The organism is Hafnia sp., assembly GCF_036648275.1.
In the GTDB taxonomy this organism is placed as follows: domain Bacteria; phylum Pseudomonadota; class Gammaproteobacteria; order Enterobacterales; family Enterobacteriaceae; genus Hafnia; species Hafnia alvei.
The window spans coordinates 96491-115963 of record NZ_JAVXIQ010000008.1 but is presented as its reverse complement, the minus strand read 5'-3'; the positions used below and the strand labels follow the sequence as shown (position 1 = coordinate 115963).

Sequence of the window (19473 nt, the reverse complement as noted above, 5' to 3'; positions counted from 1 at the left end):
TAGACACTTGCATGACAACACAACCGCTGACGTTCTTAATGTGATAACAGCGGTTGTGTTTCCTTTCCAATAAACGTTGTCGACATCTCTAGCGCAACGCTAATGATGATGCCAAACGAAAAAACAACGCATTAACCCCTTCTAATAATGCCAGCTCAACGAGCTTTTCGCGTTGCAGCAACGGTATTTTTTCACACACATCGTCCCATAACTGTGCCCCAATGCTGTCATCATTCGACTTGAGTTGATAAAACGCTCTCGTCTCGTTTACCTGATGTAAATGCAGCACCTCTTTAACCTCTTCTGGCAGGCTATCGATATGGTATTCAATCGTTTTCCCATCGCGCTTGCGCCTTATCCATTCCGATTTTCTCGCATGCGAATGCAACCCCTGCGGCGTTGTGGGCAAAGGCGCTATCTCGGTGAGTTGTTTCGCCGTAAACCATTCTGATTCCATAATCACTTCCTTCCCAAGGGATACTCGGTATCCACATTAATAGAAATTGCTGTAACGGGAATTAGTAATAACACTATTTCTTAAAATTGGTAATTTAAGAATGTTTTATAGAAAATTAACTAATTAAATTCAACCATAGAAATAAACAATTAATAAAAACAAAATATTCATCACTTAGATCAATTAACGGATGAATATCTAAAGTTTTATTTTATATTGTAATTTAACCTTAAATTACTTTTAACTACCGCTTATTATTGCTAGATTACGCTTCCACAACGCAACAAAAAAACAACATCCATAGGAAGGATAAAAAGCGAAAGATCGCTTATATTTTTAGTTGTGTTATTTAGTTAATGAATAAATTAACGAACCGCGCAATGGAAGGCTAAAAACTCAATAAACTCTATTTGAGGTAATTATGAGCCTATATCGTTCATTTCTTTTTTTAACAACCGCTATTACGTTAATGTTCTCAGCCTATATCAATGCATCTGATGGGGTCATCCATTTTATTGGCAGCGTGGTTGATAGTGATTGTAATATCAGCCAAATACAGTCATCGCTTCAGGCAAGCTGTTACCGAAATGGAAAAGTGTACAGGCAGACTACGACAATTAATGAATCTAATGGAAAGGTACTTTTGCCTGAGAATCTTGGCTGGACTCAAATTGAGCCAGTGGGTGAAGAGAAAAATTTAAAACTTCTCACCATTAACTATTATTAAATAACCTCAACAAAAACGCCGTCGAAAATGACGGCGTTTTTTAGTATCAACAAACTGATTTATTCGTCTAACATGACAACCTTGCCGATATAAGGCAGGTGACGATAACGCTGAGCGTAGTCAATGCCAAATCCAACTACGAATTCGTCAGGAATAGCGAAACCAACATATTCAACTGGAACATCAACTTCGCGGCGGCTTGGTTTGTCTAATAAGGTACAAATAGCCAAAGATTTAGGGCCACGCAGGGCAAATAATTCACGCACTTTGCTCAGGGTATTACCTGAATCAATAATGTCTTCAACGATCAATACGTCTTTTCCGCGAATATCTTCATCCAAATCTTTCAGGATTTTTACGTCGCGGGTGCTATTCATGCCGTTGCCATAGCTAGACGCGGTCATGAAATCAACTTCATGCGGAACATCAATCTGGCGGCAAAGATCAGCCATAAACATAAAGGAACCACGTAGCAAACCAACCAGAACCATCTCGCTGCCGCTATCACGGTAATCTGCTGAAATCTGACGGCCTAGTTCAGCAATACGCTGACGCACTTCCTGTTCAGAGATCATTACTTCAACTGTATGTTTCATCGCTATATACCTTTAGACCGAGTCCTGTAAATCGTTCTTTCACCTCTACCAACCCTTCATCATAACGCCAAAATGCGCCGAGTTGCCGCATGCATGCAGACAATATTTAATGATGAGAGGAGGAGTGGAGCGTTTAAGGGCGCAGAGTATAGCAAGGTAATAGAGCGCCGTCATGGGCAGCGCTCTACTCATCACCTACATAAATAATTTTGTTGAGAAATTAAAAACGATCGGTTTTAACAATCTGCTCAAACGGTAACTTACCGATGCGAGGATACGGTTGGCTTACACCTTTACCGATCGCGATCATCAGGCAAATTTCATAGTGTTCTGGCTTATTGATGATTTTCCCAACGGCATCAAAATCGAAACCATCCATAGGGCAGGAGTCGTATCCATGCGCCTTAGCAGCCAGCATCAGGGTTTGGGCAAAGATACCCGCGCTGCGCATAATCTCGTCGCGTTGGGTCTGTGCTTTGCCGCGATAGTAGCTATCCACAGCAGGCACCATATATTGCTGTACAGGCTCGGCGGCTTCTGCCCAAATGTTTTTTACCTGAGATTCCCAGCTAGAGAGATCGCCGCACAGCACGACCAGCATCGACGCATCGGTAACCTGAGCTTGGCCCCATGCCGCTTCACGAATTTTCTCACGCTGGGCGCGGTCTTCAATCAGCAATGGACGCCAATGTTGCAGGTTAAACGCGCTTGGCGCATTTTGCAGTGCAATATTCAGCAGCTCTTTTTTTTCTTCTAAGCTCATGACATAACCAGCATCAAACTGCTTGGTCGCACGGCGTTGTTGGATCACTTCGATAGCATTCATTTCTAATTCCGTCCTCATTATTATTTTCACCAAACTATTGTCATTAAATTAGACCAGTTGTCTAGTGATGCTTTGAGGCTGTTAGATTTTTACGCTTAATAAGCTCAGCTCACCGTAAACGACATCATCATGCCGGTGTCTTCATGCTCTAGCAGATGACAATGTGCCATGTACGCACGTTCTTTCGGTGCTTCGTGATCGAATTTCACCAAGACTTCGCTTCGCCACCCTTCAACACGTACTGTATCTTTCCAACCACTACGATGAGCCGCTGGCGGCTTACCGTTTTCAGAAAGTATACGGAACTGTGTGCCATGGATATGGAATGGATGCAGCATCATGTCGCCCTCACCAGAAATGATCCATTTCTCGTAGGTGCCACGTTTCACATCAAACATCGGTTTGGCCATATCAAACGCAATGCCGTTGATTTTGTTGCCGTGCATGAAATCATAACCCGGAGCCATTTGGTTGCCCTGCTCCATTCCGCCATGATTCATTTTTCCATGCCCCATCTGACCATGAGCCATTTTCCCTTGCATCTGACCGTGGTCCATACCGGCCATATTACCGTGACCTTTCATATCCATGCCTGCCATCGACGCCATGCCATAGCGCTGCATCATCATTTGCATGCCCATCATGTCGAGTTGAGGGTCCATCATCAGCTGTAACCAGCGCGTTTTCACATTATCCGCTGCTGGAACAGCAGGCATATTGACTAAAGCATCAGGCAGTTTTGCCTCATTGCTCTTCAGCGTGGGCTGAATATGCAAAACAGGCAGAGCGCGATCGAAGGGCGGCAGCGTCATCCCCATTTGTTTGACCGGCAAAGTGATAATGTCGAACGCCTTGCCGTCGCGAGTATCCACTAAAACCTCGAAACGCTCGCCCATCAGAATCGGCAGTTCCGTCAATTTAACCGGCTCACCCAGCAATCCACCATCGCTGCCCACCACATACAGTGGGCGCCCATCGCTGGTCGCCAGATTTAATGAACGCGCATTACATCCGTTGAGGAACCGCAGTCGCAGCCATCCACGTGGCGCGAGGTGCTGAGGATAAACCGCACCGTTGGTCAGCATCATATCGCCAAACCATCCTACCGCCGCCGTCATGATATCGAGCTGGTAATCAATATGGCCTTTGGCATTAAGGCGCTTGTCTTGCAGGATCACCGGCACATCGTCAACGCCCCACTCTTTTGGCAACGGCAGCTTGGTGCTTTCTTCATCATCAATAATAATCAGGCCACCTAACCCCATCGCCACCTGACGTCCGGTTAAACCATGCGTATGCGGGTGGAACCATGCGGTTGTTGCGGGTTGATCCACTTTAAATTCAGCCGTCCACATTTTGCCAGCCTCAATCACCGCCTGCGGCCCGCCGTCAGACGTGCCCGGAATTTCCATGCCGTGCCAGTGCATGGTGGTTGCCTCTGGTAGCGCGTTGGTTACATTGATCGCGACGTCCTTACCTCGCTGCAAACGCATAGCAGGCCCTAACAGCGGGCCATTAATGCCCCATGTTGGCGTTTGCATCCCCGCCTTCCATTTCATGCTACCGGTTTGCACATTCAGCGCTATTTTTCCTGCGGCATCTGGCGTGAGTAGCGCAGGGATCGGTAATGCAGGATGATCGGCCGCAAAAGCGGCGCGGCTCCATAAAGGTAAGGCGCTAGATGCACCCAGCATGGCAGTCAGTTTGATAAAGTCGCGGCGAAGCATGTCAGATTCCCTTGTGCGTCAGTGAGTAGACTCGGTTAAACTTAGACGTGTTTAGCTTCATACGTGAAGCTACGAAATGTTTAGCTGCAGTTAACTATTGCCATTTTAGGGTAGACCTTCCAGTAAGGGGAAAGTCAAGCTAGCACTTGATTTAATGGAAAGTAGGTTCCAAAAATTGATTGATGAAATGAGCAAGAAACACTGTAGAAACAGGGCTGAAATATGATACCGTCAAGCTACAACTACATAATGTGCATCTGTTTATGAAAAAAACCTCGCTGGTGCTTTTGCTTTTAGGTTTGCTGAGTTTTACCTCTGCCAGCCAGGCTCTTGATGATATGCAATCCGAAGATTTAGCCGATCTCACCGCTATCTTCGTATTTCTAAAAAATGACTGTGGTTATAACGATTTACCTAATGCGCAAATCAAAAAAGCGATCGTCTTTTTTGCCAATCGTAACGGATGGGATTTATCTAACTACAACACTAAGAAAATGAAAGCGTTGGGTGAAGACAGCTATCACGATCTCAGCCGAATTTCGATGCCCACCGCAACGAAGTGCAAGTATCTCGCCCGAGATTCTCTGAGCCTGCTCGCTTACGCAAACTAATCTATCGCCAAAGCAGCCACTCAAACGGCAGAGCTTATCTGCCGTTTGATATATCAGTAAAAAATAAAATCAGCGTCTCAACTGAACTAGCGGGTCGAAACAATAAAAGCGCGATATTTTTCTAGCGCCAATAAAAAATCTTCTAACCCACAGAATGAGAGGCTTTCTTCATCGTAGTAACTCATCCCCTCTTCCATTTCATCACCTTCCACCGCCATCTGATTAGCGCGAACCATCACTTCTTCACCGTCTAACCACAGGGTGTATTCGTGCCCGGTTAACTGCCACTGGCGTTCGCTGCCTTTCACTTCAGCCGCGGCCTGCTCAACCTGAGTCAGCAAAGCCAAATCGCCTTTAACTTCCTCGTTTAGCCAGTGCCCAACGACCTCGTGCCCCATCGAAAATACGGCGACAACCTGCCCCGTTACATCATGGCGAAATTCATAATCCATCGTTCAGCCCTCCGCGACTTTCCCCGATTTTTTCTGGGGATGACTTACTTATAGTGTAAACATCCATCGCGTAGCTGCACTGTCGAGGCTCGCAAACTGGAAAAATAAAACGGAGGCCATGGCCTCCGTTACGTTATCTGCCCGATTTTCACTGGAAAACCGGCGCGGTATATCAGCAAAAATAGCGTCAAGGGTCAAGCAAGCTCGCGTTTCTTCTCGCTAATATCGTGCTCAATTCCTTGCTTCACATCAGCAGGGATTTTCAGAGACTGCGCTAAAGCATCCAGATAGCTACGCTCCATAAAGTGATCGATATCGATAACTACACAGCTGAGGTAATAAACCTCAAGCGCCTCGTCTTCATTCTTAATATCTTGCGCTAGCAACGCTGGATTTAACGGCTGTGCCAATGCCTCTTGCACCCAATGCTCTGCTTCGGTGCCAAGACCGAGTTCACGCAGGCTATTATCAATGGCCTGACGCTCAGCATCATCCACATGCCCATCGCTTTTTGCCGCAAACACGATAGCCTCAATCAGGCGCTTAGTTCGCGCATCAATCGGCGACGTACGCATGCCAAACTGGGGTTCGTCCTGATGCGTCTCTTTAACTCGTTGTTTATATTTATTCCACAACACCGCACCTACCGCGGCGGAACCGCCAATAATCAGCGCGTTTTTGCCGAACTTACCTGCAATTTTGCGTGTAGATTTGTTGCCTAACAGCACACCGACCAAGCCGCCTAACGCGGCCGGAGCTAATAATTTACTAAACCCTTCAGATCCGCCGATCGACTTGGTTTTATCACCGAGCATAGATTGAATCTGCTGCATCCAACTGTTTTTCATGACACACCCCATAGGCGCAATTTATTGATGTTATTGCATGCAGATTACGGATTTATCTGTCAGTTTACGTATGGGAAGTGAAAACTTGCTTATGGCGTGAGTTGGGGGATAGTCGATAAAAAAGGAGGCCTAAGCCTCCTCGATATTCAATCACATCTGAAAACTAAACCGCGGTCTGGAAAATCACGCCGTCAGCTTTCTCAGTGTACTGTTCCAGCTTGTCAAAGTTCAGGTAACGGTAGGTGTCGACCGCCGTTTTATCCACCTGTTCCATGTATTGCTGATACTCTTCTGGGTTTGGTAAGCGACCTAACAGTGAAGCCACCGCAGCCAACTCGGCCGAGGCCAGATACACATTTGCTCCCGTGCCCAAACGGTTCGGGAAGTTACGCGTTGAAGTCGATACCACCGTTGCGCCGTCGGCCACGCGCGCTTGGTTACCCATGCACAGTGAACAACCAGGGATCTCAACGCGTGCACCACTCTTACCAAAGATGCTGTAGTAGCCTTCTTCGGTCAGTTGAGCCGCATCCATCTTAGTCGGCGGTGCAACCCACAGACGCGTTGGCAGTTGGCCTTTATGCCCATCCAACAGCTTACCCGCGGCACGGAAGTGACCAATGTTGGTCATACACGAACCGATAAAGACCTCGTCGATCTTCTCACCGGCAACGTCAGACAGCAAACGCGCATCGTCGGGATCGTTTGGCGCACACAGAATTGGCTGTTTGATATCAGCCAGATCGATGTCGATCACTGCCGCATATTCTGCATCCGCATCGCCTTCCAGCAGTTGTGGGTCGGCCAGCCATTTCTCCATGCCCTGAATACGGCGCTCAATGGTGCGACGATCGCCGTAGCCTTCTGCGATCATCCATTTCAACAGAACGATGTTGGAGCTCAGGTATTCAGTAATCGGTGCTTTATCGAGTTTGATCGTACAACCCGCGGCAGAACGCTCAGCTGAAGCATCAGCCAGCTCAAACGCCTGCTCAACTTTCAGCTCTGGCAAACCTTCGATTTCCAGAATGCGACCAGAGAAGATATTTTTCTTACCTTTCTTCTCAACCGTCAGTAGGCCCTGCTGAATTGCGTAGTAAGGAATGGCGTGAACCAAATCGCGCAGGGTAATACCCGGCTGCATTTTACCTTTAAAGCGCACCAGCACAGATTCAGGCATATCCAACGGCATTACGCCGGTTGCAGCGGCAAATGCCACCAAACCAGAACCCGCCGGGAAAGAGATCCCGATAGGGAAACGCGTATGGGAGTCACCGCCGGTACCAACGGTATCAGGCAGCAGCATGCGGTTCAGCCATGAGTGAATAATGCCATCGCCCGGACGCAAAGAGACACCGCCGCGGTTCATGATGAAATCAGGCAGAGTATGGTGCGTGGTCACATCTACCGGCTTAGGATAAGCCGCGGTATGACAGAACGACTGCATCACTAAGTCAGCCGAGAAGCCCAGACAAGCCAAATCTTTCAGCTCATCGCGCGTCATTGGCCCCGTGGTATCCTGCGAACCCACGGACGTCATCTTAGGCTCACAATACTGCCCCGGACGAATGCCTTTGGTGCCACAAGCACGCCCAACCATTTTCTGCGCCAGAGAGAAACCTTTGTTACTCGCAGCAACGGGTTTAGCAATACGGAAAACTTCGCTGTGTGGCAGATTCAATGCTTCACGGGCCTTGGTGGTTAAACCACGGCCAATAATCAGTGGAATACGGCCACCGGCACGCACTTCATCCAGAAGCACTTCGGTTTTCAGCTCGAATTTTTCCAGCAGTTCATTCGTTTCGTGATTGCGCACTTCGCCTTTGTACGGGTAGATATCAATCACATCGCCCATATTCAGCTTAGAAACGTCAACTTCGATCGGTAATGCACCCGCATCTTCCATTGTGTTGAAGAAGATCGGTGCGATTTTACCGCCGAGAACCACACCGCCACCGCGCTTGTTTGGCACATGAGGAATGTCGTCCCCCATAAACCACAGCACAGAGTTAGTTGCTGACTTACGCGAAGAACCGGTTCCGACCACGTCGCCAACGTAGGCCAGCGGGAAACCTTTTTTATTCAGTAATTCAATTTGTTTGATCGGACCCACGCTACCTGGCTGATCGGGAACAATGCCGTCGCGTTCGTTTTTCAGCATCGCTAATGCGTGCAGAGGAATATCGGGACGAGACCACGCATCAGGCGCAGGAGACAGATCGTCGGTGTTGGTTTCACCGGTCACTTTAAACACGGTGACCGTGATTTTCTCGGCCAGTTCTGGGCGAGATAAATACCAGTCGGCATCTGCCCACGATTGTAAAACCTGCTGCGCATGCTTGTTGCCTGCTTTGGCTTTCTCTTCCACATCATAGAAGTTATCAAACATCAGCAGCGTATGAGACAGCGCTTTAGCGGCGATAGGCGCCAGTTTGGCATCATCAAGGGCATCAATCAGGGGATGGATATTGTAACCGCCCTGCATGGTACCGAGCAGTTCAACGGCTTTTTCTTGAGAAACCAGAGGAGAGGTCGTTTCGCCTTTAGCAACAGCGGCTAAAAAACCCGCTTTAACATAAGCGGCTTCATCAACACCCGGTGGCACACGATTGATCAGCAAATCTAACAGAAATTCTTCTTCACCAGCGGGCGGCGATTTCAGTAACTCAACCAACCCAGCCATTTGCGTCGCATCCAGTGGTTTAGGAACCACGCCTTCTGCCGCACGTTCAGCGACGTGCTCGCGATATTCTTTTAGCACGACTTTATCCTCGCTCTCATTGTTGGAGTCATTATGTGTGCAGAGGGTGTGTTTCGTAGTACGTTCTCGATTCGGTGTAAAAGCCTACTACGGAACACACCCACCACCGGGTTACGGGTAAGTAAGATGCCTTTAGAACGTTGTCCCACGCTCTGAAAGTACCCCCAAAATAATTCAAGCTGATTGAAGGCGGCAAACCTGTGAGTCCCTAGGAACTTACTCAAGTAAGTGACTAGGGTGAGCGGGTGCAGCCAACGCATAAGCAGCTTGAAGTATGACGGGGATAAAACCTTTCAAGTTACAAGGTCTTCATAAGTAGAGTACCCGGTTATGCCCGTCCAGCATATCAGGATTTAACTCGGTTGTTAAACTGTTCACATAAAAGCAACATAAATAGCGCATAATGCAAATTGGTATCGTTCTGTAACAGTATTAAATGTCGAAAACTGATAAATCTTGATCTGTTCTAGGATCTAAGCGCGGTTTTTTTCGCTATGATCCACTATCACCACGAGTAGATGCAGGATGCGGAATGATACTTAAAAGGAAGTCGAAAAGTTTTTATCTTACAGTGCTACAGATTGCCTCTGTTTTATTGGCCGTCGCAGCGCTGTTCTTCCTGATCGACAATACCCAGTCACAGTATCTGGTACTCAACGGAAACGATCTCGCCCGCACAGACCTCGACAATGGTCCCATGATTTGGGGAATGAATTTCTTCCTGTTTGCGCTTTTGATTGGGGTATTGCTGTTCACCATCGCCTTTTTTATTGGATTTAAAGACGATTAACAGCGTGAGTAGCCGGTGAAAATGACATAAAAAAACGGCTCCCTAGGGAGCCGTTTTGCATCTCTGCTTACTCTGCGAAAAAATTACTTCTTCTTCGCTTTCGGGTTCGGCAGGTCAGTGATGCTACCTTCGTAGATCTCTGCGGCCAAACCAACGGATTCATGCAGCGTTGGGTGAGCATGGATAGTCAGCGCGATATCTTCAGCGTCACAACCCATCTCGATTGCCAGACCGATTTCTCCTAACAGCTCGCCGCCGTTAGTACCGACAATGGCACCACCGATGATGCGGTGAGTTTCTTTGTCGAAGATCAGTTTGGTCATACCGTCTGCACAGTCAGAAGCTATAGCACGGCCTGAAGCAGCCCACGGGAAAGTGGAAGTTTCATAGCTGATGCCTTTTTCTTTCGCTTCTTTCTCGGTCAGACCTACCCAGGCAACTTCTGGCTCAGTATAAGCAATAGAAGGAATAACCTTAGGATCGAAGTAGTGCTTCATGCCCGCGATAACTTCAGCGGCAACGTGACCTTCGTGAACACCTTTGTGTGCCAGCATTGGCTGACCAACGATGTCGCCGATAGCAAAGATGTGCGGTACGTTGGTACGCAGCTGTTTGTCGACGTGGATAAAGCCACGTTCGTCAACTTCCACACCAGCTTTGCCCGCTTCCAGCAGTTTACCGTTTGGTACACGACCGATAGCAACCAGAACCGCGTCGTAACGCTGTGGTTCTGCTGGTGCTTTTTTGCCTTCCATCGTGACGTAGATACCATCTTCTTTGGCTTCTACCGCGGTCACTTTGGTTTCCAACATCAGGTTAAATTGCTTGCTGATACGCTTGGTGAAAACTTTCACCACGTCTTTGTCAGCGGCAGGGATAACCTGATCAAACATTTCAACAACGTCAATCTGAGAACCCAGCGCGTGGTAAACGGTACCCATTTCCAGACCGATAATACCACCGCCCATGACCAGCAGACGTTCTGGAACTGATTTCAGCGCCAGCGCATCGGTTGAATCCCAAACGCGTGGATCTTCATGTGGAATGAACGGCAGCTGAATTGGACGAGAGCCCGCAGCGATAATCGCGTTGTCGAAGTTAATCACGGTCGTGCCGTTTTCGCCTTCAACTTCCAGTGTGTTAGCACCGGTGAATTTGCCCAGACCGTTAACCACTTTCACTTTACGGCCTTTTGCCATCCCAGCCAGACCGCCGGTCAGCTGAGTGATAACTTTTTCTTTCCAGACACGAACTTTATCGATGTCAGTTTTCGGCTCACCGAAAACGATGCCGTGCTCTGCTAAGGCTTTGGCTTCTTCAATCACTTTAGCGACGTGCAGCAAAGCCTTAGAAGGGATACAACCGACGTTTAAACATACGCCACCCAAGGTGGAGTAACGTTCAACGATGATGGTTTCTAGACCTAAATCCGCGCAACGGAAAGCCGCAGAGTAACCTGCAGGGCCCGCCCCAAGTACCACGACCTGAGTTTTAATTTCAGTACTCATCATGACCTCTTTATTGTTTGTCCGGCGGGTGCGACATCATCCACATTGATAACATCACTGCCAACGTCATTGTTTGGCTCACAACCTTTATTTCCAAAGGAAAGAGGAGAGTCATTCATAACGCCCATCTACCACCGGGACGCTCGTACTGCCCATAGTTTACAAAAATGTTAACAATTCTGTAAAGCTTTGATCGGGTGACGAAAGTCTCACTATCCAATGCTGAACCGTATTAGCACCAGCATTGGCGCACTTGAAGAAAAAAGCCGGCCGTTTGGCCGGCTTTTGGGGTTACATCACTAGGCGACGAATGTCTGACAGCATGTTATTGATGATGGTGATAAAGCGAGCACCATCAGCACCGTCAATCACGCGGTGGTCGAAGGAAAGAGAAATCGGCATCATCAGACGCGGCATAAACTCTTTACCATTCCATACCGGCTCAATCGCTGATTTAGAAACACCCAAGATAGCGACTTCAGGCGCGTTAACAATCGGCGCGAAGTGGGTTGTACCCAAGCCACCGATGCTAGAGATGGTGAAGCAACCGCCCTGCATTTCGCCAGCCGTTAGCTTGCCATCACGCGCTTTCTTAGAGATCACCGTCAGTTCACGAGACAGCTCAGTAATGCTCTTCTTGTTAACGTCTTTGAAGACAGGAACAACCAGACCATTTGGCGTATCAACCGCAACACCGATGTTGATGTATTTCTTCAGCGTCAGGCGCTGCGCATCTTCAGACAGAGAGCTGTTGAAACGTGGCATCTGCTCAAGCGCTGCCGCAACGGCTTTCATGATGAAGACCACTGGGGTGAATTTCACGTCCAGTTTACGTTTCTCAGCTTCGGCGTTCTGCTGTTTACGGAACGCTTCCAGATCGGTGATATCGGTCTTGTCGAAGTGAGTAACGTGCGGGATCATCACCCAGTTACGGCTCAGGTTAGCACCAGAGATTTTCTGGATACGACCCAATTCAACTTCTTCGATTTCACCGAACTTGCTGAAGTCAACTTTCGGCCAAGGCAGCATGCCCGGAATACCGCCACCCGCAGCCGCTGCCGGAGCAGATTCAGCGCGTTTAACAGCATCTTTCACATAAGCCTGAACGTCTTCGCGCAGGATACGACCTTTACGGCCAGAACCTTTGACTTTCGCCAGGTTCACACCGAATTCACGCGCTAAGCGACGGATAACCGGCGTTGCGTGAACATAAGCGTCGTTTTCAGCAAACTCGCCCTTCGATTCAGCTTTAGCCGCTGGCGCAGGGGCAGCTTTCTGCTCCTGTTTAGCCGGAGCAGCGTCCTGTTTAGCAGCTGGTGCAGCTGCAGGAGCCGCGCCTTCTACTTCAAAGGTCATGATCAGTGAACCGGTTTTTACTTTGTCGCCGGTCGCGATCTTGATTTCTTTAACCACACCCGCGAACGGAGCTGGGACTTCCATAGAGGCTTTATCGCCTTCTACGGTAATCAGTGATTGTTCAGCGGCAACTTTATCGCCCACTTTTACCATCACTTCAGTCACTTCAACTTCGTCACCGCCGATGTCTGGAACTTCAACATCTTTAACCGCTGCCGCAGCAGCTGGAGCCGCTGACTGTGCTGGTGCAGAAGCGGCAGGCGCAGCGCCAGCCACTTCGAAGACCATGATCAGTGAGCCAGTTTTCACTTTGTCACCGGTCGCAATCTTGATCTCTTTAACCACGCCCGCAAACGGTGCAGGAACTTCCATAGAGGCTTTGTCGCCTTCTACGGTGATCAGAGACTGTTCAGCTTCAACGGTATCGCCCACTTTCACCATCACTTCGGTGACTTCAACTTCGTCGGCGCCGATGTCTGGAACTTCAACATCTTTTGCGGCAGCGGCGGCTGCCGGAGCAGGTGCGGCCGCTGGTTTCTCTTCTGCTTTAGCAGGTGCAGCTGCTGCACCTTCGGCTTCAAAGATCATGATCAGTTTGCCGGTTTCGACTTTGTCGCCCACGGAAACTTTGATTTCTTTAACCACACCGGCCTGCGGCGATGGGACTTCCATGGAAGCCTTGTCACCTTCAACGGTGATCAAAGACTGTTCTGCTTCCACTTTATCGCCCACTTTCACCATCACTTCGGTGACTTCAACTTCATCAGCACCGATGTCCGGTACATTAATTTCGATAGACATTCTTCTGTACCTCTTATGCCAGACGCGGGTTAACTTTTTCTGGGTTGATGTCGAATTTCTTAATTGCATCAGCAACCACAGAAGCTTCGATTTCACCGCGTTTAGCCAGTTCACCCAGTGCAGCAACCACAACGTAAGAAGCATCAACTTCAAAGTGGTGACGCAGGTTTTCGCGGCTGTCTGAACGACCAAAGCCGTCAGTACCCAGTACGCGATAATCGCTGGCTGGAACGTAAGTACGAACCTGTTCTGCGAACAGCTTCATGTAGTCGGTAGACGCAACCGCTGGCGCATCGTTCATCACCTGAGCGATGTACGGTACACGTGGAGTTTCGGTTGGGTGCAGCATGTTCCAACGCTCACAGTCCTGACCATCACGAGCCAACTCGGTGAAGGAAGTTACGCTGTAGGTATCAGAACCCACGCCGTATTCTTCAGCCAGGATCTTAGCCGCTTCACGAACGTGACGCAGGATAGAACCTGAACCCAGCAGCTGAACCTTACCTTTGCTACCTTCCAGAGTTTCCAGTTTGTAGATACCTTTACGGATACCTTCTTCTGCACCCTGCGGCATTGCCGGCATGTGGTAGTTTTCGTTCAGCGTAGTGATGTAGTAGTAAACGTTTTCTTGTGCTTCACCGTACATGCGCTCCAAGCCGTCATGCATGATGACTGCTACTTCGTAAGCGTATGCTGGATCGTAAGAGATACAGTTCGGGATAGTCAGAGACTGAATGTGGCTATGGCCATCTTCGTGCTGCAGACCTTCACCGTTCAAGGTTGTACGACCTGAAGTACCACCGATCAGGAAGCCACGAGCCTGTTGGTCACCCGCTGCCCAGCACAGGTCGCCGATACGCTGGAAACCGAACATGGAGTAGTAGATGTAGAACGGAATCATTGGCAGATCGTTGGTGCTGTAAGACGTTGCCGCCGCCAGCCAAGATGATGCTGCACCCAGTTCGTTGATACCTTCCTGCAGGATCTGACCTTTTTCGTCTTCTTTGTAGTAAGCAACCTGCTCACGGTCCTGCGGGGTGTACTGCTGGCCGTTCGGGCTGTAAATACCGATCTGACGGAACAGACCTTCCATACCGAAAGTACGCGCTTCGTCGGCGATGATCGGCACCAGACGATCTTTGATCGACTTGTTCTTCAGCATCACGTTCAGGGCACGAACGAAAGCGATGGTGGTAGAAATTTCTTTGTTCTGCTCTTCCAACAGAGAACCGAAGTCTGACAGCGCAGGCATTTCCAGTTTCTCGGTGAAGTGAGTCAGACGAGTTGGCAGGTAGCCTTGCAGCGCCTGACGGCGTTCGTGCAGGTACTTGGACTCTTCAGAATCTTTATCAAACGTCACGTATGGCAGTTTTTCGATTTCAGAATCAGCCACAGGTACGTTGAAACGATCACGGAACTGGCGCACGCCGTCCATGTTCATTTTCTTAACCTGGTGAGCGATGTTCTTACCTTCGGCGGTGTCACCCATGCCATAACCTTTAACGGTGTGGGCAAGAATAACGGTCGCTTGGCCTTTGGTATCTTTCGCTTTTTTCAGTGCAGCGTAGACTTTCTTAGGATCGTGGCCGCCACGGTTCAATGCCCAGATTTCGTCATCGCTCATGTCTTTAACCAGAGCGGCGGTTTCAGGGTAACGACCGAAGAAGTGCTCACGAACATAAGCGCCGTCTTTGGATTTGAAGGTCTGGTAGTCGCCGTCCAGCGTTTCGTTCATCAGCTGAATCAGTTTACCGCTGGTATCTTTACGCAGCAGCTCATCCCAACGGCTACCCCAGATAACCTTAATCACGTTCCAGCCAGCGCCTGCGAAGATGCCTTCCAGTTCGTTAACGATTTTGCCGTTACCGGTGACTGGGCCATCCAGACGTTGCAGGTTACAGTTGATGATGAAGCACAGGTTGTCCAGTTTTTCACGCGTTGCGATAGTGATCGCACCTTTAGATTCTGGCTCATCCATCTCACCGTCGCCCAAGAAAGCGTAAACGGTTTGTTCAGAGGTATCTTTCAGGCCACGGTGTTCCAGATATTTCAGGAATTTAGCCTGATAGATTGCACCGATTGGGCCCAGACCCATTGATACAGTTGGGAACTGCCAGAATTCAGGCATCAGTTTAGGATGCGGGTAAGAGGACAGGCCTTTACCGTGAACTTCCTGACGGAAGTTGTTCATCTGTTCTTCGGTCAAACGGCCTTCAAGGAAGGCACGAGCGTAAACGCCCGGAGAAATGTGGCCCTGGAAGTACACCAAGTCGCCGCCGTCTTTCTGGTTACGAGCGCGGAAGAAGTGGTTAAAGCAGACTTCGTATACCGTTGCGGAAGACTGGAAAGAAGCCATGTGGCCACCCAGCTCCAGATCCTTTTTCGATGCACGCAGAACAGTCATGACCGCGTTCCAACGAATCGCTGAACGGATGCGGCGTTCCAGCTCCAGATTACCTGGGTACGCAGGTTCGTCTTCTACCGCGATGGTATTGACGTAGTTGCGGCTGGTCGCTCCGGTAGGCAGATTGACTCCACCTTTACGGGCTTCACCCAATACTTGATCAATCAGGTACTGAGCGCGCTCTACACCTTCTTCACGGATGACCGATTCGATCGCCTGCAGCCAGTCGCGGGTTTCGATCGGGTCCACGTCATTGTTTAAACGTTCTGACATGGTGGTATTCCTTATCTGTCTAATGGTTTGTCAGGAGCCTGTCTTCGTGTGTTTTCTTCATGTCGGGAAAAAACACGAAGACAGGCCCAATCAGGGTTTAGTTGCCTAGTGGTGTTGCAATAAAACGGATTATCAAAGGGCTAAGCTTTCACAATCCGTTTTTAATCCTTGCGTTGCTGGAGTCTGCGCAGCGACCGCTCACGGCGGCTATGCTCACGATTGAGTTCCAACAAGATATCCTCAATAAATGCCAGATGGCGGTGCGATGCTTCACGAGCTTTCTCTGGCTCGCGTGCCACAATCGCCTCAAAAATGCTGGCACGATGGTCGTTTACCTTGGCCAACATTTCACGGCGCGAGTAAAGCAACTCAAAGTTCTGTTTCACGTTTTGCTCCAGCATCGGCGCCATGCAGCGCAACAAATGCAGAAGAACCACGTTATGTGCAGCTTCGGTCACCGCGACCTGATACTGCATAACCGCATCCGCTTCAGCGTCTAAATCGCCGCTTTCCTGCGCCTCTTGGATAACCAGATGGCAGGTGCGAATACGGGTTAAATCTTCGTCTGTGCCACGCAGTGCTGCGTAATAAGCAGCAATACCTTCAAGCGCATGACGGGTTTCAAGCAAATCGAATTGTGATTCTGGATGGTCTGCCAGCAGTTCAGCCAAGGGATCGCTAAAACTTTGCCAGAGGTTGGTTTGAACGAAAGTACCGCCTCCCTGACGACGCAACAGCAATCCTTTTGCTTCTAGCCGCTGTATCGCTTCTCTTAAAGAAGGTCGAGACACATCAAACTGTTTCGCCAGCTCACGCTCGGGAAGAAGTTTTTCTCCTGGGCGCAGCGTGCCTTCCAGAATCAGATATTCCAGTTGCTGTTCGATGACATCTGATAGTTTCGGTTGACGAATTTTGCTGTAGGCCATGTCGCTCTTTTCTTCTCTGCGAGTGCTTCTTCTTATTAACGTTATTTTGTTCGCGAGCCGCTTAAAATCTCTGCGAGTGGCGCAAAGTCAATTGGTAATACCAATTTCAAAAACGTGACGCTAAAGTAACAAAGTATTCACCTGCTGTCCATACAGGCTTTGATTGAAATCATGAAAGCGAGCATTTTTTAACAAAGTCACTCAAACAACACAGCAATACTATAACTGTAACGTGGTAATACCATTTACGAGGCGAGAAAGTATTTTAACTTTATTGAAACTAAAAGGCACTCAAGCTGAAGCGTGAAAGCAGTGCGAAATTCGCATAATAATGCAAATTAGTGAATAATTATTTAATCGCTAGATGTATTAACAATGCTAATTGCTTGAAGATAAATATGTTACGTGCGGTAGGTAAAATTAGGTAAAGAAGTAACGGCTATACGGTGTTTATCAAACCCGCTCGCTCAGCCAGAATGAAATTTGTCCAATCGACAATTCTCCTCGTCCTCCAAAAGAAGTACCTCCACCGACGGCGCTTCATTTTGTAAAATTTTGCTTTTTTTTCGTCTCTTTCGCCAATTTCGCTCAAAGCGTCTATTTTATAAACAATGCTCATTTTCTCTGAATGAATGAGCAAAAAATCATTGAGCTCTCTCTGTGATCTATATCGGTATTTAACATTATAAATGTGGTGCAATTTCTTTCACTTATCATTATTCTCAAGTCATTGGTAGCCAATAAAACAAATCAAATTGGCATTCCATGTAAACAATAAATTACGCATTTCGTATTTTTATAATTACAAATGACAGTAACTGTGAGCCAGAGGCCGTTTTCGGCCGGCGTATTTAGAGGATGAAAGACATGAGTGATCAGCAGCATCGCGCTCAGCCTCACGGTGACCAATTGAAAAGGGGATTGAAAAATCGCCATATTCAGCTGATTGCTCTGGGTGGTGCCATCGGCACCGGACTGTTTTTAGGTATTGCACAAACCATCAAAATGGCGGGCCCTTCCGTTATTTTGGGCTACGCAATTGGTGGTTTTATAGCGTTCCTGATAATGCGTCAATTGGGTGAAATGGTGGTTGAAGAGCCTGTAGCAGGGTCTTTTAGCCACTTTGCCTTTAAATACTGGGGGAACTTTGCAGGTTTTGCTTCGGGCTGGAACTATTGGGTTCTTTACGTGCTCGTGGCGATGGCAGAGCTCACCGCCGTCGGCATTTATGTTCAGTACTGGTTCCCTGATATCCCTACATGGGTTTCTGCGGCCGTCTTCTTCCTTGCGATTAACGCCATAAACCTAGCGAACGTCAAAGTCTACGGTGAAATGGAATTTTGGTTTGCCATTATCAAAGTCGTCGCCATTATCGGCATGATTGTGTTCGGCGCATGGCTCTTACTGAGCGGACACGCAGGGCCAGAAGCCAGCGTGACGAATCTGTGGGAGCAAGGTGGATTCTTCCCTAACGGCACGATGGGTCTGGTGATGGCAATGGCCGTTATCATGTTCTCATTCGGTGGGTTAGAACTGGTTGGCATTACCGCAGCCGAAGCCGATAACCCAGAGAAAAGCATTCCTAAAGCCACAAATCAGGTTATTTACCGTATCCTGCTTTTCTATATTGGCTCTCTGTCCATCCTGCTGTCACTTTATCCGTGGGGCAAAGTAGTGGAAGGCGGCAGTCCATTCGTGATGATTTTCCACGAATTAGACAGCAACGTTGTCGCCACCATCCTGAATATCGTGGTGTTGACCGCTGCGCTATCGGTTTATAACAGCTGCGTGTATTGCAACAGCCGTATGTTGTTTGGTTTAGCTAAGCAGGGCAACGGGCCGAAAGCGTTACTGAAAGTTGATGGGCGCGGTGTTCCCGTCGTAGCGATTGGGCTATCGGCAGCCGCCACTCTGCTGTGCGTGCTGATTAACTACGTCATGCCTGGCAAAGCCTTTGAGCTGCTGATGGCGCTGGTCGTTTCTGCCTTGGTGATCAACTGGGCGATGATTAGCTTAGCGCATCTGCGTTTCCGTGCGGCTAAAAATCGAGAAGGCGTGGTACCTAAGTTTCAGGCGTTTTGGTATCCGTTCGGCAACTATCTGTGCTTAGCATTCCTGTGCGGGATCTTAGTCATCATGTACTTTACGCCGGGTATTCAGATTTCAGTGCTGCTGATACCGGTATGGCTGATTATTCTCGGTATTGGCTACGCCATAAAACAGCGGAACCAACGCAATACGAATAGCGTATCCAGCCACTCGTAAGCGATTTTCGTTAATATTCTTAAAGCCTCCGCATATCGGAGGCTTTATTTTTATGATGCGCTTTCTTTACGAAAGCGAAAATTGTTACCCCGTTCACAGTTCCAAGTCAGTAGCACATTTATCCATCTCGCCAGCTAAACCTTTA

Annotated in this window: 15 protein-coding genes; 4 read left to right on the top strand and 11 right to left on the bottom strand. The window is 48.5% G+C overall.

Annotation, left to right across the window (positions count from 1 at the left end; translation table 11 throughout):
- Positions 1-88 precede the first annotated feature (88 nt).
- The gene (locus tag RSC70_RS09970) at positions 89-457 is read right to left on the bottom strand and encodes a DNA-binding protein (RefSeq protein ID WP_332542329.1); all 369 of its coding nucleotides are present in this window, start codon (positions 455-457) and stop codon (positions 89-91) included.
- A 421-nt stretch (positions 458-878) separates the two neighbouring features.
- Between RSC70_RS09970 and RSC70_RS09965 the strand changes: the two genes are divergently transcribed.
- Positions 879-1184, top strand: a complete 306-nt coding sequence (locus tag RSC70_RS09965; protein ID WP_332542328.1) for a hypothetical protein — start codon at positions 879-881, stop codon at positions 1182-1184.
- 59 nt (positions 1185-1243) lie between these two features.
- On the opposite strand, the gene hpt is transcribed toward RSC70_RS09965, so the two are convergent.
- The 3 genes from hpt to cueO form a co-directional block, all read right to left on the bottom strand.
- Positions 1244-1780 carry a hypoxanthine phosphoribosyltransferase gene (gene hpt, locus RSC70_RS09960; protein WP_025800295.1) on the bottom strand — a complete coding sequence of 179 codons (537 nt, stop codon included), beginning with the start codon at positions 1778-1780 and terminating at the stop codon, positions 1244-1246.
- Between the two features lie 220 nt (positions 1781-2000).
- Positions 2001-2606, bottom strand: coding sequence for a nitroreductase family protein (locus tag RSC70_RS09955; protein WP_040045363.1), 606 nt, complete (start codon positions 2604-2606; stop codon positions 2001-2003).
- 104 nt (positions 2607-2710) lie between these two features.
- Positions 2711-4333, bottom strand: a complete 1623-nt coding sequence (cueO, locus tag RSC70_RS09950) for a multicopper oxidase CueO (RefSeq protein ID WP_332542327.1) — start codon at positions 4331-4333, stop codon at positions 2711-2713.
- A gap of 263 nt (positions 4334-4596) precedes the next feature.
- On the opposite strand from cueO, the gene RSC70_RS09945 reads away from it, so the two are divergent.
- A complete protein-coding gene (locus tag RSC70_RS09945; RefSeq protein WP_025800331.1) occupies positions 4597-4944 on the top strand; it encodes a YacC family pilotin-like protein in 348 nt (115 codons plus the stop codon).
- An 86-nt stretch (positions 4945-5030) separates the two neighbouring features.
- Here RSC70_RS09945 and yacL read toward each other — a convergent pair whose 3' ends face one another.
- From yacL to acnB, 3 genes are all read right to left on the bottom strand, one after another.
- On the bottom strand, positions 5031-5396 hold the full coding sequence (gene yacL / locus RSC70_RS09940) for a protein YacL (RefSeq protein ID WP_025800332.1): 366 nt from the start codon (positions 5394-5396) through the stop codon (positions 5031-5033).
- Between the two features lie 194 nt (positions 5397-5590).
- Positions 5591-6244, bottom strand: coding sequence for a tellurite resistance TerB family protein (locus RSC70_RS09935; protein WP_332542326.1), 654 nt, complete (start codon positions 6242-6244; stop codon positions 5591-5593).
- A gap of 163 nt (positions 6245-6407) precedes the next feature.
- On the bottom strand, positions 6408-9005 hold the full coding sequence (acnB, locus tag RSC70_RS09930; protein ID WP_025800333.1) for a bifunctional aconitate hydratase 2/2-methylisocitrate dehydratase: 2598 nt from the start codon (positions 9003-9005) through the stop codon (positions 6408-6410).
- Positions 9006-9537: 532 nt separating this feature from the next.
- Here acnB and RSC70_RS09925 point away from each other — a divergent pair.
- Positions 9538-9795: a hypothetical protein gene (locus tag RSC70_RS09925; protein WP_025800334.1), complete on the top strand. Its 258-nt coding sequence runs from the start codon at positions 9538-9540 to the stop codon at positions 9793-9795.
- 83 nt (positions 9796-9878) lie between these two features.
- Here RSC70_RS09925 and lpdA read toward each other — a convergent pair whose 3' ends face one another.
- The 4 genes from lpdA to pdhR form a co-directional block, all read right to left on the bottom strand.
- Positions 9879-11303, bottom strand: coding sequence for a dihydrolipoyl dehydrogenase (gene lpdA, locus RSC70_RS09920; protein WP_025800335.1), 1425 nt, complete (start codon positions 11301-11303; stop codon positions 9879-9881).
- A gap of 291 nt (positions 11304-11594) precedes the next feature.
- On the bottom strand, positions 11595-13460 hold the full coding sequence (gene aceF / locus RSC70_RS09915; protein ID WP_332542325.1) for a pyruvate dehydrogenase complex dihydrolipoyllysine-residue acetyltransferase: 1866 nt from the start codon (positions 13458-13460) through the stop codon (positions 11595-11597).
- A gap of 13 nt (positions 13461-13473) precedes the next feature.
- Positions 13474-16137: a pyruvate dehydrogenase (acetyl-transferring), homodimeric type gene (aceE, locus tag RSC70_RS09910; protein WP_025800337.1), complete on the bottom strand. Its 2664-nt coding sequence runs from the start codon at positions 16135-16137 to the stop codon at positions 13474-13476.
- A 161-nt stretch (positions 16138-16298) separates the two neighbouring features.
- A complete protein-coding gene (pdhR, locus tag RSC70_RS09905; protein WP_025800338.1) occupies positions 16299-17063 on the bottom strand; it encodes a pyruvate dehydrogenase complex transcriptional repressor PdhR in 765 nt (254 codons plus the stop codon).
- Positions 17064-17930: 867 nt separating this feature from the next.
- Between pdhR and RSC70_RS09900 the strand changes: the two genes are divergently transcribed.
- Positions 17931-19328, top strand: coding sequence for an amino acid permease (locus tag RSC70_RS09900; protein ID WP_063586490.1), 1398 nt, complete (start codon positions 17931-17933; stop codon positions 19326-19328).
- The last annotated feature ends 145 nt before the right edge of the window (positions 19329-19473 follow it).

Excerpts from the sequence above, each read along its gene's own strand:
- cueO (WP_332542327.1), bottom strand. The coding sequence starts at position 4,333 with ATGCTTCGCCGCGACTTTATCAAACTGACTGCCATGCTGGGTGCATCT.
- RSC70_RS09955 (WP_040045363.1), bottom strand. The coding sequence starts at position 2,606 with ATGAATGCTATCGAAGTGATCCAACAACGCCGTGCGACCAAGCAGTTT.
- RSC70_RS09925 (WP_025800334.1), top strand. The coding sequence starts at position 9,538 with ATGATACTTAAAAGGAAGTCGAAAAGTTTTTATCTTACAGTGCTACAG.
- RSC70_RS09965 (WP_332542328.1), top strand. The coding sequence starts at position 879 with ATGAGCCTATATCGTTCATTTCTTTTTTTAACAACCGCTATTACGTTA.
- hpt (WP_025800295.1), bottom strand. The coding sequence starts at position 1,780 with ATGAAACATACAGTTGAAGTAATGATCTCTGAACAGGAAGTGCGTCAG.
- RSC70_RS09935 (WP_332542326.1), bottom strand. The coding sequence starts at position 6,244 with ATGAAAAACAGTTGGATGCAGCAGATTCAATCTATGCTCGGTGATAAA.
- lpdA (WP_025800335.1), bottom strand. The coding sequence starts at position 11,303 with ATGAGTACTGAAATTAAAACTCAGGTCGTGGTACTTGGGGCGGGCCCT.
- aceF (WP_332542325.1), bottom strand. The coding sequence starts at position 13,460 with ATGTCTATCGAAATTAATGTACCGGACATCGGTGCTGATGAAGTTGAA.
- RSC70_RS09970 (WP_332542329.1), bottom strand. The coding sequence starts at position 457 with ATGGAATCAGAATGGTTTACGGCGAAACAACTCACCGAGATAGCGCCT.
- yacL (WP_025800332.1), bottom strand. The coding sequence starts at position 5,396 with ATGGATTATGAATTTCGCCATGATGTAACGGGGCAGGTTGTCGCCGTA.
- RSC70_RS09945 (WP_025800331.1), top strand. The coding sequence starts at position 4,597 with ATGAAAAAAACCTCGCTGGTGCTTTTGCTTTTAGGTTTGCTGAGTTTT.
- pdhR (WP_025800338.1), bottom strand. The coding sequence starts at position 17,063 with ATGGCCTACAGCAAAATTCGTCAACCGAAACTATCAGATGTCATCGAA.
- aceE (WP_025800337.1), bottom strand. The coding sequence starts at position 16,137 with ATGTCAGAACGTTTAAACAATGACGTGGACCCGATCGAAACCCGCGAC.
- RSC70_RS09900 (WP_063586490.1), top strand. The coding sequence starts at position 17,931 with ATGAGTGATCAGCAGCATCGCGCTCAGCCTCACGGTGACCAATTGAAA.